This window comes from Actinomadura rugatobispora (genome assembly GCF_055379765.1).
In genome coordinates this window covers 7,534,175-7,548,182 of sequence record NZ_AP029191.1, presented here as the reverse complement: position 1 = coordinate 7,548,182, position 14,008 = coordinate 7,534,175, and the positions used below count along the sequence as shown (strand labels likewise).

The 14,008-nt window shown below is 72.5% G+C and carries 10 protein-coding genes; 2 read left to right on the top strand and 8 right to left on the bottom strand.

Annotated features, from left to right (window positions below; genetic code table 11):
* Window positions 1-66: 66 nt before the first annotated feature.
* The 3 genes from ispG to dxr all read right to left on the bottom strand — a co-directional run bounded on the left by ispG (window position 67) and on the right by dxr (window position 3,933).
* The gene (gene ispG, locus ACZ466_RS33785) at window positions 67-1,260 is read right to left on the bottom strand and encodes a flavodoxin-dependent (E)-4-hydroxy-3-methylbut-2-enyl-diphosphate synthase (protein WP_464041786.1); all 1,194 of its coding nucleotides are present in this window, start codon (window positions 1,258-1,260) and stop codon (window positions 67-69) included.
* Between the two features lie 183 nt (window positions 1,261-1,443).
* On the bottom strand, window positions 1,444-2,649 hold the full coding sequence (locus ACZ466_RS33780; RefSeq protein WP_378290326.1) for a M50 family metallopeptidase: 1,206 nt from the start codon (window positions 2,647-2,649) through the stop codon (window positions 1,444-1,446).
* A 24-nt stretch (window positions 2,650-2,673) separates the two neighbouring features.
* On the bottom strand, window positions 2,674-3,933 hold the full coding sequence (gene dxr, locus ACZ466_RS33775; protein ID WP_378290324.1) for a 1-deoxy-D-xylulose-5-phosphate reductoisomerase: 1,260 nt from the start codon (window positions 3,931-3,933) through the stop codon (window positions 2,674-2,676).
* 263 nt (window positions 3,934-4,196) lie between these two features.
* Here dxr and ACZ466_RS33770 point away from each other — a divergent pair, with 263 nt between their 5' ends.
* Entirely contained in the window at window positions 4,197-5,189 is a 993-nt protein-coding gene (locus ACZ466_RS33770; RefSeq protein ID WP_378290322.1) for a trypsin-like serine peptidase, read from the top strand.
* Window positions 5,190-5,199: 10 nt separating this feature from the next.
* Here ACZ466_RS33770 and ACZ466_RS33765 read toward each other — a convergent pair whose 3' ends face one another.
* The 3 genes from ACZ466_RS33765 to ACZ466_RS33755 all read right to left on the bottom strand — a co-directional run bounded on the left by ACZ466_RS33765 (window position 5,200) and on the right by ACZ466_RS33755 (window position 9,015).
* Complete coding sequence (locus tag ACZ466_RS33765; RefSeq protein WP_378290320.1) at window positions 5,200-6,276, bottom strand: sensor histidine kinase; 1,077 nt, start codon at window positions 6,274-6,276, stop codon at window positions 5,200-5,202.
* A gap of 634 nt (window positions 6,277-6,910) precedes the next feature.
* Entirely contained in the window at window positions 6,911-8,119 is a 1,209-nt protein-coding gene (locus tag ACZ466_RS33760) for an ABC transporter substrate-binding protein (RefSeq protein ID WP_378290318.1), read from the bottom strand.
* Window positions 8,120-8,658: 539 nt separating this feature from the next.
* Window positions 8,659-9,015 (bottom strand): hypothetical protein, encoded by a 357-nt coding sequence (locus ACZ466_RS33755; protein ID WP_378290316.1) that lies wholly within the window; start codon window positions 9,013-9,015, stop codon window positions 8,659-8,661.
* A gap of 577 nt (window positions 9,016-9,592) precedes the next feature.
* Here ACZ466_RS33755 and ACZ466_RS33750 point away from each other — a divergent pair.
* Window positions 9,593-11,206, top strand: coding sequence for a hypothetical protein (locus ACZ466_RS33750; protein WP_378290314.1), 1,614 nt, complete (start codon window positions 9,593-9,595; stop codon window positions 11,204-11,206).
* Here the strand turns inward: ACZ466_RS33750 and ACZ466_RS33745 are convergent.
* Entirely contained in the window at window positions 11,142-12,656 is a 1,515-nt protein-coding gene (locus tag ACZ466_RS33745; protein ID WP_378290312.1) for a CoA-acylating methylmalonate-semialdehyde dehydrogenase, read from the bottom strand. The genes ACZ466_RS33750 and ACZ466_RS33745 overlap by 65 nt on opposite strands.
* Entirely contained in the window at window positions 12,653-13,969 is a 1,317-nt protein-coding gene (locus ACZ466_RS33740; RefSeq protein ID WP_378290310.1) for an aspartate aminotransferase family protein, read from the bottom strand. Before ACZ466_RS33740 ends, ACZ466_RS33745 begins: the two co-directional genes overlap by 4 nt.
* Between the last annotated feature and the right edge of the window lie 39 nt (window positions 13,970-14,008).

Here is a 14,008-nt window from a genome sequence, read left to right as displayed (position 1 = left end):
CCCCCGGTCCACGACCAGGGGCCTCGCTCGGGGGGCTTGCTCGGAGGGCTCGGGGGGCTCGCTACGTCAGCCGACGACCACCGTCGCGCCGGGGCCGGTGACGGCGCCCTCCTCGTCGATCTCGATGCCCATCTCCTCGGCGATCCGCATCGCCTCCTCGATGAGCGTCTCGACGATCTGGGCCTCGGGGACGGTCTTGATGACCTGCCCCTTCACGAAGATCTGGCCCTTGCCGTTGCCGGAGGCGACGCCGAGGTCGGCCTCGCGCGCCTCGCCGGGGCCGTTCACCACGCAGCCCATCACGGCCACGCGCAGCGGGACGGGGAAGTCCTTGAGGCCGGCGGTCACCTGCTCGGCCAGGCTGTAGACGTCGACCTGGGCGCGTCCGCACGACGGGCACGACACGATCTCCAGGCCGCGCCGCCGCAGCCCGAGCGACTCCAGGATCTGGGTGCCGACCTTGACCTCCTCCACCGGAGGAGCCGACAGCGACACCCGGATGGTGTCCCCGATCCCCTGCGACAGCAGCGCACCGAACGCCACCGCCGACTTGATCGTCCCCTGGAACGCCGGACCCGCCTCCGTCACCCCCAAGTGCAGCGGATAATCGCACGCCGCCGCCAGCTGCCGGTACGCCTCGATCATCACCACCGGATCGTTGTGCTTCACCGAGATCTTGATGTCCCGGAACCCGTGCTCCTCGAACAGCGAGCACTCCCACAACGCCGACTCCACCAGCGCCTCCGGAGTCGCCCGCCCGTGCTTCTCCAGCAGCCGCTTGTCCAGCGACCCCGCGTTGACCCCGATCCGGATCGGCACCCCCGCGTCCGAGGCCGCCCGCGCGATCTCCCCCACCCGGTCGTCGAACTTCTTGATGTTCCCCGGATTCACCCGCACCGCCGCACACCCGGCATCGATCGCCGCGAACACGTACTTGGGCTGGAAATGAATATCGGCGATCACCGGAATCGGCGACTTGCGCGCGATCACCGGCAACGCCTCCGCGTCATCCTGCGACGGCACCGCCACCCGCACGATCTGGCACCCCGACGCCGTCAACTCCGCGATCTGCTGCAACGTCGCGTTCACATCCGCCGTCAGCGTCGTCGTCATCGACTGCACCGACACCGGCGCGTCCCCGCCCACCGGCACATCCCCCACCATGATCCGCCGAGACGCACGGCGCGCGGCCACGGGACGCGACTCGCCCGCTCCGCCGGCCTCGTCGCGGATCGCCGGAATTCCGAGTGAAACGCTCATCCCTCTCCCTTTGACTGACGACCCTGTCACGGACGGCGCGCACGCCTCCGTCTTCCCCCGCGGGAGGGGCAGGCGGCCGGCCTCACCTCGGGCGCCTGGCCCCTCCTACCCTAAGCGCCCGGGACGAATGGGGTGACGCGGACGGGCGAGCAAAACAGTGACGGTTCAACTACCTGCCGTACACTATTCGGGCAGGCGCAGCGGGTTGATCAGATCGGCCAGAATCAGCAGCAGCCCGAGCCCGATCAGGAGCATCACCGCCAGGTAAGTGATGGGCAGCAGCTTGCTGACGTCGACCGTGCCGGGGTCGGGGCGGCCCCGCGCCCTGGCGGCCAGGGCGCGGGCGCGCTCGTACGCCACGATCGCCAGATGCCCGCCGTCCAGGGGCAGCAGGGGGAGCACGTTGAGCGCCCCGAGGAAGATGTTCACCGAAACGACAAGTGACAGATACAGAACGAGCTTGTCCTGCCAGGAGCTGTGGGAGGCGAAGATCTGGCCGGAGACGTCGGTGGCGCCGACCACGCTGCCGACCTGGCCGCCGGGCGTGCTGCCGCGCTGCTCGGAGAACAGGTTCGGGACGGCGCGGGGCAGGTCGGCCAGGGCCTGCCCGATGCCGCCCACGGTGCGGCCGATGACGCGGGTGGCGAAGACGGCGGCGTTCACCGGACCGGTGCGCTCGTACCGCTCCCCCACGATCCGCGGGGACATGCCGAGGAACGGCGTGCCACCCGACGACGCCAGCGGCACCTGGAGGGTCACCGGCCGGGCGCCCTGCGGGCCGGGCCGTTCGACGACCAGCCGGACGGTCTGGCCGGGCCGGGACGCGCCGATGGCCCGCCGCAGCTGCCCCCAGTCCGCCACCGGCCTGCCGTCGTACGACACCAGCCGGTCGCCCGCGCGCAGCCCCGCGGCGGCGGCCGGCGAGCGCGGGTCGCCGCGCGCGCACACCGCCTGCGCGTTCGCCGGGACGCACGGGCTGACCGTGTCGACCGTGCTGGTGGCGGTGCCGGGGACGCGGATGCCGATGGCCATCGCCATCAGCGTCAGCAGCAGGAACGCGAACGCGAAGTTCACCGCCACCCCGCCGGCGATCACGATCGCGCGCCGCCCGGCCGGCTGCCGGTAGAAGGCGCGCGGCCGGTCGGCCGGGGGGATCTCCTCCAGCGGGGTGTAGCCGACGATCTTGACGAAGCCGCCGAGCGGGATCGCCTTGACGCCGTACTCGGTCTCGCCCTTCCGCCACGACCAGATCGTCGGGCCGAACCCGACGAAGTACTGGGTGGCCTTCATGCCGAACCGCTTGGCGGGGACCAGGTGCCCCGCCTCGTGCAGCATCACCGACACCAGCAGCGCGACGACGAAGGCCACGGCGCCGAGGAGAAAGGCCATCGCTGCCCTCCCCTCGCCCGGCGATCAGCCCAGCCCGGTCACTTCCCTGGCTCTGGCACGCGCCCAGGCGTCGGCGGCGAGGACGTCGTCGAGCGTCAGCCCTCCGCCCCCCGGAACCGAGGAGCCCGTACCGTGCTCCTCCACTACCCGCGCGACCGTGTCGACTATCCCCAGGAACGGCAGGCGTCCCGTACGGAACGCCTCCACGCACTCCTCGTTGGCGGCGTTGTAGACGGCGGGCGCGGTGCCGCCGGTCTCGCCGACCTGGGCGGCCAGCGCGACCGCCGGGAACGCCTCCTCGTCCAGGGGGAAGAGCTCCCAGGTGTGGGCCCGGGTCCAGTCGATGCCGGGCGCGGCGTCGGGCACGCGGTCGGGCCAGGCCATGCCCAGCGCGATCGGCAGCCGCATGTCCGGCGGGCTGGCCTGGGCGATGGTGGAGCCGTCGGTGAACTCCACCATCGAGTGGATCACCGACTGCGGGTGGACCATGACCTCGATCCGGTCGAACGGGACGTCGAAGAGCAGGTGCGCCTCGATGACCTCCAGGCCCTTGTTGACCAGGGTCGCGGAGTTGATCGTCACGACCGGGCCCATGTCCCAGGTCGGGTGGGCCAGCGCCTGCTCGGGGGTGACCCCGGCCAGGTCCTCGCGGCGGCGGCCGCGGAACGGCCCGCCGCTGGCGGTGAGCACCAGCCGCCGCACCTCCGCGGCCCGCCCCCCGCGCAGGCACTGCGCCAGCGCCGAGTGCTCGGAGTCGACCGGGACGATCTGCCCGGGCCGGGCGCGCTCCTTGACCAGCGGGCCGCCGACGATCAGCGACTCCTTGTTGGCCAGCGCCAGGGTGCGGCCCGCGTCGAGGGCGGCCAGCGTGGACGACAGGCCGAGCGCCCCGGTGACGCCGTTCAGGACCAGGTCCGACGGCCAGGCCGCGACCTCGGCGACCGCCTCCGGCCCCGCCACGATCTTCGGGATGGCGTAGTCGCCCGAGGCGTAGCCGCGCTTGCCGGCCTCGGCGTAGAAGGCCAGCTGGAGGTCCTGGGCGGCGGAGGCGCGGGCGACCGCGACGACCTCGGGACGGAACTCCAGGGCCTGCGCGGCGAGCAGGTCCACGCGCGCGCCGCCGGCGGCCAGGCCGGCCACCCGGAACCGGTCCGGGTTGCGGCGGATCACGTCGAGGGCCTGGGTGCCGATCGATCCCGTGGAACCCAGCACGGCCACGTCGCGGCGGGCCCGGCCGCCGGCCGGGCCGTGGGAGGCGGGGGACGCGTCGCTCGAAGAAGGCATCACCCGTCCATTGTCGGCCATGTCGGGACCTCCCGCCGGGGGCCGGGGCTTCCGGCCGCGTTCTCGTGATCACCGCGCGTGCCCGGCCACCCGAAACCCGACATCCATCCTCACATGGGCAAACGTCCAGAGATGCACAGAAGACACCGTTCCTTTGTGCATTTATGCCACTAGTCGCATGGCACCTCCCGAAATTACCGTCCGCTCACGGACGGACACCATGCCCGGCGCCCTCCGCCACCCCCCGACCCCCCGGAGACCCCATGGAACGCTCCCCCCGCTTCAGGGCCATGACCTTCTCCACCCTCGGCGGCGCGCTGCTCGTCGCGCCCCTGCTGACCGCGCCGCACGCCCAGGCCGCGCCCGCGGCGCCCTCCTCCTCACCGTCGCCCGGCGTCCGGCAGCAGGCCACCGACGCGGCCGCCAAGAAGCGCGTCCTCGGCTACTGGACCCGCGAGCGGATGCGCGCCGCCACACCCATGGAACGGCTCTTCACGCCCAAGCGCACGAGCGGGGAGAAGGAGGCCGTCCGGCGCGGCCTCGAGCAGGTCCTCCCGCCCACCGTCGTCCAGTCGATCCCCAATCCGGGCGGCGAATGGACCGGCGGCGGCGCCGTCACCCGCACCGCGGGCCGGGTCTTCTTCACCTACCAGGGCCGCAGCGCCTCCTGCTCCGGCGACGCCGTCAGCAGCGCCAACAAGAGCACCGTGATCACCGCCGGCCACTGCGTGAAGCTGGACGGCGCCTGGCACACCAACTGGGTGTTCGTCCCCGGCTACAAGGACGGCGACCGCCCCCACGGCACCTGGACCGCCGCCAGGACCCTGGCCACGCCGCAGTGGACGGCGAGCGAGGACCTCAGCTACGACGTCGGCGCCGCCGTCGTCAACGCCCTCGACGGCCGCAGGCTCGTCGACGCGGTGGGCGGGCAGGGCATCGCGTTCAACCAGCCGCGCGGGCAGAACATGTACTCCTTCGGCTACCCGGCGGCGGCCCCCTACGACGGCTCCAAGCTCATCTACTGCAGCGGTCGGGTCATCAACGACCCGCTGCTGAGCAGCGGTATCGGGCTGGGCTGCGACATGACCGGCGGCTCCAGCGGCGGCCCCTGGTTCCTGCGGTTCGACGAGGCCGCCGGGACCGGCGTCCAGAACTCGGTCAACAGCTTCAAGTACAACTTCCTGCCGACGCACATGTTCGGCCCCTACTTCGGCGCCGATGCGCAGAACGTCTACAACGAGGCCCAGTCGTCCTAGGCGGACCGGGTCATCCGCCGTCCATCCTGGGCGCGACGGGCGCGGCCGGGGCGGCGGGCGTGACGGGAGCGGCCGTCATCGGCGGCACCGGCGGCCGGAGCACGCGGCGCTGCGGCCGCTCCGGCACGCCGTCGCCCTCCTCCACGGGCGCCCTGTGACGGGGCAGGTGGAGGACGAAGCGGGCGCCGTGCACGCTGGCGCCGACATAGAGGCGGCCGCCGTGGGCGAGCACGATCTCGCGGGCGATCGCCAGACCGAGGCCGCTCCCGCCGCGGTCGCGGCTGCGGGCGGCGTCCACCCGGGCGAAGCGCTCGAAGACCCGCTCGCGGTCCCCGGCGGCGATCCCGGGGCCGTCGTCGTGGACCTCGAGCACGGCGTCGTCCCCCTCCGTGCCCAGCGTGACGTCCACCCGCCGCGCGGCGTGCCGGTCGGCGTTGCTGAGCAGGCTGACCAGGACGCGGCACATCTGCAGCCGGTTGACGTCCACCAGCACGCCGTCCTCCAGCCGGCTGCTCACCGCCGCCCGCGGCAGGCGACCGGCCAGTTCGGCGCGCACCAGCGCGGTCAGGTCCAGCGGGGCGCGGGCCGGCGTCTTCCCCGTGTCCAGCCGGACCAGCTCCAGCAGGTCGTCGACGATCTGGTGCAGCCGCTCGGCGTCGCGCAGGGCGTCGCGGAGCGTGCCGACCAGGTCGGTGTCGGCGGGGTCGGCCAGTGCCACCTCGATCCTGGTGCGCAGCCCGGTGATGGGGGTGCGCAGCTCGTGGGAGGCGTCGGCGGCGAACTGGCGCTGCAGGTCCACCGCGCGCTCCAGCCGGTCCAGCGTGACGTTGACGGTCCGCGTCAGCCGCACCACCCGGTCGTCGGCCGCGGACGGCACCGGCATCCGCGGGAGCGGGTCGGCGCCGGCGTTGATGCCGGCCAGGCCCCGTTCGAGCTCCTCGACCGGGCTCAGCGCCCTGCCCGCGCGCAGCCGGACCGCCCACACGGTCGCTCCGGTGGCGACGGCGGCCAGGACGGCGAGACCCCCGACGATGACCAATGACGGATCGAGCGCCTGGGCGAGGGAGGCGCCACCTCGTACCCACATGTCTCATTTGTATGCGCCTGCCCCCAAACGGAAGGCAAAGCCGATGCCCCGATCCGCCCCCGGCCCGAGGGCCACCGCGCCTTTGCCGCCATTTTCACTTTGAGTAACGAGAGCAACACGTTTCACCACCTATAAAGGATTCTGTGATGTCGGCTCCCGCCGTACAGGGGGAATGGGCAATGGTCCAGACGGGCGAACCTCGGTTCGACCCAAGCGTGCTGACCGCCGCGCAGCGCCAGGGCGACGCATGCGTCGTCTGCCACAAGAAGTGGCCGCGGCCGCGAGTGCGCATAGGGCTCCTGCCCGACGGCCAAGGGGTGTTCGCGTGCGACGATTGCGCACCCGCCCCGCCGAGTCCCCGCGGGCCTCAGCGCCCGCAGGAGCCGACCGCTCGGGTCGGACGCCCGCTCACCCGTCGGGCGCCGGCCAGGAGGCCGGTCTTGGATTAGACCGGTCATCTGGGAGATCTCTCCAGGAGGAAGGGTGACCCGGGCCATCGGGGGGAGGCCCGGGACCACCCGAGGGGCGCGCCCGGCTGGGGGCGGTCGGGCGCGCCGGAGAGATCTCGGCCGCGTCCACCGGCGCTTCGGCGCCGGTGGCGGTTCATGTCACTCTCTGTTACCGGACCGCCGGCCTACTGGCGCGTGGCCTCGTGCCAGGCGAGGGTCCACTCTGCGTAGTCGGTGCAGTCGCGCCGGCCGCCCTCCCGTTCACCCGAGCCGCAGACCTTGGACGGGGTGTGCGCGAAGATGACCTTCTCCAGGTAGTCCCGGTCGCCCACCCGGTAGGTGTCGCAGAACGTGGCGCGCAGCCGGTCGCCGGTGCACGCCTGCGGGTTGGCGGGCGCGACGCCCGACCACTCCGCCACCTGCTGCTGGACGTCCGGGGACGCGGTCCACTGCAGCCACTGGTACATGCAGTTGGGGTGCTCGGCGCGGGCGCCGACCATCCAGGAGGTCATCCACCCGGTCACGCCGCCGGAGGGCACCACGCCCTGCACCGGCTTGCCCGCCCGGGTCAGGACGTCCACCTGGTACGGCCAGACCTGCCCCACCGCGGCCTCGCCCCCGGCGAACGCGCTCACCGCGTCGGCGGGCTGCTCCCAGTAGGTCTTGACGTGCGGCCGCTGCTCGGCCAGCACCTTGGCGGCGGCGTCGAGCTGCTTGCGGGTCAGCGAGTACGGGTCGTTGATCTTGAGCTTGCGCTGCGTGCTCCGCAGGTAGAGGGCGGCCTCGGCGATCACCAGCGGGCTGTCGCGCATGATCAGCCGCCCGGAGTGCTTCTCGGCCTGGTCCGGGTCGAACAGCGCCGCCCAGGTCGAGGGGGCCGACTGCACCGCCCGCGAGTCGTACATGAGCAGGTTGGAGCCCCACACGTACGGGACGCCGTAGACCTTGTCGCCCTTCTTCAGCAGGTTGCGCAGCCGCGGTTCGAGGCGCTTGTAGCCGTCGACCAGGTTGGGGTTGACCGGGGCGGCGTGCTCGCCGGCGATCAGCGGCCCGGTGACCTCGGGCGGCGCGGCCACGCCGTCGTAGCGGCGCGACCGGTTCTGCATGAGCCCCGTCATCTCCTGGGAGTCGCGGGCGACCTTCCAGGAGACCTTGCAGCCGGTGCGCTCCTCGAACGGGGTGACCCAGTCGACCCGCGGGTCGTTGCCGCCGTTCTCCATGTAGCCCGGCAGCGTGACCAGGGTGAGCGAGCCCTCGCCCGGCCCGAGCGTGCTCGCCGCCTTCACCGCGCCGACCGGCTCCTCGGCCTCGCCGCCGCTGCAGGCGACGGCCAGCGCCGCCACCATCGCCGTCACGGCCAGCACCGAGGCCGACGCCTTGGCCTTCAGCCCCATCTCGCTCCCGACTCGCGTCCATGCTTCTGCTGGGGGCGGACCCCCGGCCCCCGGGCTTCGCCCGACTCGAACGGGCCGTCCCCGTCGCGAACCCGCCCGTCGGCGCAGCGTAGCGTCTCGGCGGCCCCGGGACGGCGCGCACCGGACGATCTCACATCCTCCGGGCCGGGCCGCGGCCGCCGGATTCGCCTCTTCCCGGACCTTCCCCGCGCTCCCCCGCACTTCCCCGCGCGGACCGGACGTCCCGGCCGTCCGATCGGCGGTGCCGCGCCGAATTTCCGACGGAATGCACTGAAAGGCGAGCGATCACCCGCACATTATCCGGAAGGGCGGCGATTTCACGCCATTCGGGGGGCCATTTTCGGACGTTCCGGGGGCGGGTTTCCCGGAAACAGGAAAACCGCCGCGGGCCCGGGGACAGTGGGTGCTGGCGTCCGCGCCACACACGGAGGGTGCTGGAGAGGGATGTGGCGCGGGCTACTGTCCGTCCCGGGGCCGCGGCGGCACCGGCGGGCGTGGCGAGGTTGGGGAACAGCGGATCACCTTGCAGTGCTGCCTGGCCACGCGATCACCGGTACCCGGCGGAACGGCGCCGGTGTGACGCCCTCGAGACGGAGGAGGTTCGAGGGCCGGCGGGCGTTCTGCCGGGGGTCGCCGTACGGTCGGGGACCCTGATCGATCGTCGACGTGCTGGGGTCGGCGTGCTGCTGGACCACCTCGATCCGTGCGATGAGCCTCTGCGGGGTCTCGGCCTCGACGAGGGCGCCGGCGTCGCGTCCGCGCGGCGGCAGCGCCCACCAGGTGCCGGTGAACGAGCCGAACCAGACGGTCCAGCCCGGAAAGAGCCGGGCGAGCGCCCGGGCCTCCGCCGCGTGCCGGTGGTCGTCAGCCGTCATGGCGCCGCTCTCCTGCTCATCCCGCCCCACCGAACCCTTACGGCGCCGGACTTCACGGCCCCTGACCAATCCGGAACCCTGACCTTTTCTATTTGCGACCCAATTAATTGAGCCAATCAGATTGTGTCCTCCACCACAGAGGCAGTCAACACTTGTAGCTATTATTTGTCGGACCGGGCTCGACGAAAATTGACGACGAAAACATGCGGGCGGCAGAAAATACCGGCGTGCGGGACCTGCCGGTTGTCACAGCGGGCGACGCCGCGGACCGTACCGGGTGACGGAACACCGCCGCGCCGCCCCGCCGGCGACCTGCGGGCGGGACGGAGGGCGGCACGGAGGACCGCCCGGTCACGAGGCATGCCCGGCGCCCGGCCGCGAGGGTCGCGGCCGGCTCCGGGTTTTCATGATCGCGGAGGGCCATCCGGCGTTCACCGTGGCGTCACCGGAGCCGCCTAGCCTGAGGCCCCTTGTGACCGACAACGCACTCCGCCGGACGCTTCCATCCAGGCGTCTTTTGGCCTTCTTTAGTGGAAAATGGGCGATTCGCCCGTTCATCAGCCACGCACCGTTCCTGGTGGCGCTCATCGGCGGGGCGGTGGTGCGCTGGATCACCGTGCTCGGCTATCCGGGCGTCCTGTGGTTCACCGGGGACTCCTACTTCTACCTCGGCCGCGCCCTGCGCCCCGAGCCCTCGCCCAGCAAGACGCTCGGCTACTCCTACCTGCTGAAACTGCTGGAGCCCGCGCACAGCCTGACCCTCGTCGCCGTCCTCCAGCACCTGATGGGGCTGGCCGTCGCCGTCATGGTGTACGCGCTGCTGCGCCGCGCCGGGCTGCCCGGCTGGGCCGCGACGCTGTGCGCGCTGCCGATCCTGTACGACGCGTACCAGATCGAGCTCGAGCACCTGCTGATGTCGGAGGCGCTCTTCACCTTCCTCATCGCCGCCGCCCTGACGCTCCTCCTCTGGCGGGCCCTGCCCCCGCGGCGGGCCGCCGGAGAGGACGCCCCGCCCACCCCTGACGGTGAGAAGGAGACCGCCAAGGCGGAGGCCGCCGAGGCGGGGGCACGGGCGAAGCGCGGGCGCGGGGGACGGAATCCGGCCTGGTGGATGGCCCTGGCGGCGGGCGGGCTGCTCGGATACGCGGTGCTGGTCCGCTCGGCCGGGGCGCCGCTGATCCCGCTCGTCCTGCTGTGCCTGCTGATGCGCCGCCGCGGCTGGCGCCCCGCCCTGTTCTTCGGCACCGCCGCCGCGGCGCCGCTGATCGCGTACGCGGTCATGTTCCACGGCACGTTCGGCACCTACTCGCTGACCACCAGCGACGGGCTCTACCTGTGGGGGCGCACCGCCCCGTTCGCCGACTGCGCGAAGATGCGGCCGCCGTCCCACATGGAGGCGCTCTGCCTGTCCCCGGAGCTCAGGGCCAAGGGGTACGCGCCGGGGCACCTCATCTGGCGGAGCGAGGTCCCGCCGCGGGTCCTGTACGAGAACGTCACCGCGCCCGAGCACAACTCGACCATGCGGGACTTCGCGATCCGCGCCATCCTGGCCCAGCCCGGCGACTACCTGCGGACCGTCGGGGACGGCCTCGGCAAGGCGTTCAGCCCGAGCCGCTTCCCGCATCCGACGGCGACCACCGAAGGGCTCTACCACTTCCCCGAACGCCCGCAGCTCTTCCCCGGAGGCAAGGGCTGGGGCGGCGGAGCGAACAGCACCGCGCTCTCGGACGCCGCCCGCTACGAGGGCGACCTCACGCTGAGCCGGGTCGTCCCGCCGCACGCGGACCGCATGATCGCCTACCAGCGGTCGGTGTACCTGCCGGGCCCCGCGCTCGGCGTGCTCTTCCTCGCCGGGGCCGCCGCGACGGTGCTGGCCCGGGACCGCCGCGGCGGGCTGCTGGCCTGGTCGGCCGCAGTGACGCTGCTGGTGTTCCCGATCGCCAGCGCGGACTTCGACTACCGGTACGTGGTGCCGGCGATGCCGTTCGCCTGCCTGGCCGCCGGGCTCGCCGTCACCCGCCCGTTCACCCGCTCCCCCGCGTCCGGACCCCGGACCGGACGGCCCGTCCGCACGGACGGCGAGGACCGCGCGGACGAGGCGGACGGGGCGGGAGACGCGCCGGAGATCAGCCGTTGGTGGGGAAGCCGAGGTTCACGCCGCCGTGGCTCGGATCGAGCCAGCGTGCCGTGATGGCTTTCGTGCGGGTGTAGAAGTGCACGCCCTCCATGCCGTGGGCGTGGCTGTCGCCGAACAGTGACGCCTTCCAGCCGCCGAAGGAGTAGTAGGCCATCGGCACCGGGATCGGCACGTTGATGCCGACCATGCCGACCTCCACCTCGTTCTGGAAGCGGCGCGCGGCCCCGCCGTCGTTGGTGAAGATCGCGGTGCCGTTGCCGTACGGGTTGGCGTCGATGATCTTCATGGCGTCCTCGTACGACGCGGCCCGCACCACCGACAGCACCGGCCCGAAGATCTCGTCCCGGTAGGCGTCCATGTCCGGTGTCACGCGGTCGAGGACGGTAGGGCCGAGCCAGAAGCCGTCCCCGGGCCCGCCGAGCACCGGGGTCTCGCGGCCGTCCACGGCCAGGACGGCGCCCTGCGCGACCCCGCTGTCGAGGTAGGAGGCGACCTTGTCCCGGTGCGCCCGGGTGACCAGCGGCCCCATCTCCGACTCGGGGTTGTCGCCCGGCCCCACCTTCAGCCGGGCGACGCGCTCCCTGACCTTGTCGATCAGCTCGTCCCCGACCGGGTCGACCGCGACGACCACGGAGATCGCCATGCAGCGCTCGCCCGCCGACCCGAACCCGGCCGAGACGGCGGCGTCGGCGGCCAGGTCGAGGTCGGCGTCGGGCAGCACCACCATGTGGTTCTTGGCGCCGCCCAGCGCCTGCACCCGCTTGCCGTTGCGGGCGGCGGTCTCGTAGATGTAGCGGGCGATCGGGGTGGAGCCCACGAAGCTGACCGCCTTGACGTCCTCGTGGTGCAGCAGCCCGTCCACGGCCACCTTGTCGCCGTGCACGACGTTGAACACGCCGTCGGGCAGTCCCGCCTCGGACCACAGCTCGGCCAGCCGCACCGACGCCGAGGGGTCCTTCTCCGACGGCTTGAGGACGAAGGTGTTCCCGCAGGCGATCGCCACCGGGAACATCCACATCGGCACCATCGCCGGGAAGTTGAACGGGGTGATCCCCGCCGCCACGCCCAGCGGCTGCAGGATCGAGTAGGCGTCCACCCGGGACGAGACGTTCTCCGAGAACCCGCCCTTGAGCAGATGCGGGATCCCGCAGGCGAACTCCACGACCTCCAGGCCGCGGGCGACCTCCCCGGCCGCGTCCGAGACGACCTTGCCGTGCTCGGAGGAGATCAGCCGGGCCAGTTCCCCGGCGTGCGCGTCGACCAGTTCACGGAAGCGGAACAGGACCTTGGAGCGGCGGGTCAGGGAGGCGTCCCGCCAGGCGGGGAAGGCGGCCTTGGCGGCGGCGACGGCCGCGTCCACCTCGGCCGGGCCGACGAAGTCGACCGTCCCGTTCACCCGCCCGGTCGAGGGCTCGAAGATCTCCCCCCGCCGCCCGGCCTCTCCCCCGTCGAAGGACTTGCCGTTGATCCAGTGGGTGACGTGCTTGCTGGTGGCGTCGGTCATGATGTCGCGGCCCCGTTCACGGTTTCCAGGGAGTCGATCAGGATGCCCAGGCCCTCGGCGGCCTCGGCATCGGTCAGCGTAAGCGGCGGCGCCATCCGCACGACGTTGCCGTACAGGCCGCCCTTGCCGACCAGCAGGCCGCGCTCGCGGGCCGCCTCCATCAGCGCGGCCGCCAGCGGCGGGCTCGGCTCGCCGGTCCCCGGGTCCGCCAGCTCGATCGCGAACATCAGGCCCTTGCCGCGCACGTCCTTGACCACCGGGAACCGCCCGGCCGCCGCGCGCAGCCCGCCGATGATCGTCTCCCCCTGGCGGGCCGCGTTGACCTGCAGGTCGTGGTCCAGGACGTAGTCCAGGGTGGCGTTGCCCGCCGCCATGGAGATCGGGTTGCCGCCGAACGTGGACAGCCCCACCGCGTGCAGGGAGTCCATCAGCTCGCCCCGGGCCACCACGCCGCCGACGGCGAACCCGTTCCCCAGCCCCTTGGCGAAGGTCATCATGTCGGGCGTCACGCCGTGGTTCTCGATGCCGAAGAAGCCCTGGCCGGTCCGGCCCCACCCGGTCTGCACCTCGTCGGAGATGAACAGGATGCCGTACTCGTCCAGGACCTCCTTGTAGGCGGCGAACAGCCCGTCCGGGGCCATCGTGAAGCCGCCCACGCCCTGGATCGGCTCGGCGATCAGCGCGGCCACGTCCCCGCCCGCCGCCGTCGCGAGCAGGTGCCGCAGATCCTCGACGCAGGCCGCCGTGTACGCCTCGTCCGGCAGGCCGGCGAACTGCGGCAGGTGCCGGTCGGCGCCGTGCAGGAAGTGCACGTGCAGCGGCGAGTAGGACAGGTTGGTCCACGCCCGGTTGCCGGTCACGCCGATCGCGCCGAACGACCTGCCGTGGTAGCTCTGCCGCATCGCCAGCACCTGGTCGGTGCGGCGCGCGTAGGCGGCCAGCAGCAGCGCCGTCTCGTTGGCCTCGGTCCCGGAGTTGGTGAAGAACACCTTGGCGTCCGGGATCCGCGACAGCCGCGCGATCTTCTCGGCCAGCTCCACCTGCCCGCGCAGCAGGTAGGAGGTGGAGGTGTGCACGACGCCGGTGGCCAGCTGCCGCTCCACCGCCTCCCGCACCTCGGGCACGTCGTACCCGATCATGTTGGTGAGGATCCCGGTGAAGAAGTCCAGGTAGCCGTTGCCGCCGGCGTCGGTCACCCGGTTGCCCTTGCCGGCGACGATCTCGATGGGTTCGGCGTAGTTGAGCGCCAGCCACGACGGCATCACGGCCCGGTGACGCGCCAGCAGCGACGGGGTGTTCGCAGGTTCCGACATGCTCCCCAGTCTTGTCCGCGCAGGTACCCGCGGCTACCG

Excerpts from the sequence above, each read along its gene's own strand:
- ispG (WP_464041786.1), bottom strand. The coding sequence starts at position 1,260 with ATGAGCGTTTCACTCGGAATTCCGGCGATCCGCGACGAGGCCGGCGGA.
- ACZ466_RS33780 (WP_378290326.1), bottom strand. The coding sequence starts at position 2,649 with ATGGCCTTTCTCCTCGGCGCCGTGGCCTTCGTCGTCGCGCTGCTGGTG.
- dxr (WP_378290324.1), bottom strand. The coding sequence starts at position 3,933 with ATGCCTTCTTCGAGCGACGCGTCCCCCGCCTCCCACGGCCCGGCCGGC.
- ACZ466_RS33770 (WP_378290322.1), top strand. The coding sequence starts at position 4,197 with ATGGAACGCTCCCCCCGCTTCAGGGCCATGACCTTCTCCACCCTCGGC.
- ACZ466_RS33765 (WP_378290320.1), bottom strand. The coding sequence starts at position 6,276 with ATGTGGGTACGAGGTGGCGCCTCCCTCGCCCAGGCGCTCGATCCGTCA.
- ACZ466_RS33760 (WP_378290318.1), bottom strand. The coding sequence starts at position 8,119 with ATGGGGCTGAAGGCCAAGGCGTCGGCCTCGGTGCTGGCCGTGACGGCG.
- ACZ466_RS33755 (WP_378290316.1), bottom strand. The coding sequence starts at position 9,015 with ATGACGGCTGACGACCACCGGCACGCGGCGGAGGCCCGGGCGCTCGCC.
- ACZ466_RS33745 (WP_378290312.1), bottom strand. The coding sequence starts at position 12,656 with ATGACCGACGCCACCAGCAAGCACGTCACCCACTGGATCAACGGCAAG.
- ACZ466_RS33740 (WP_378290310.1), bottom strand. The coding sequence starts at position 13,969 with ATGTCGGAACCTGCGAACACCCCGTCGCTGCTGGCGCGTCACCGGGCC.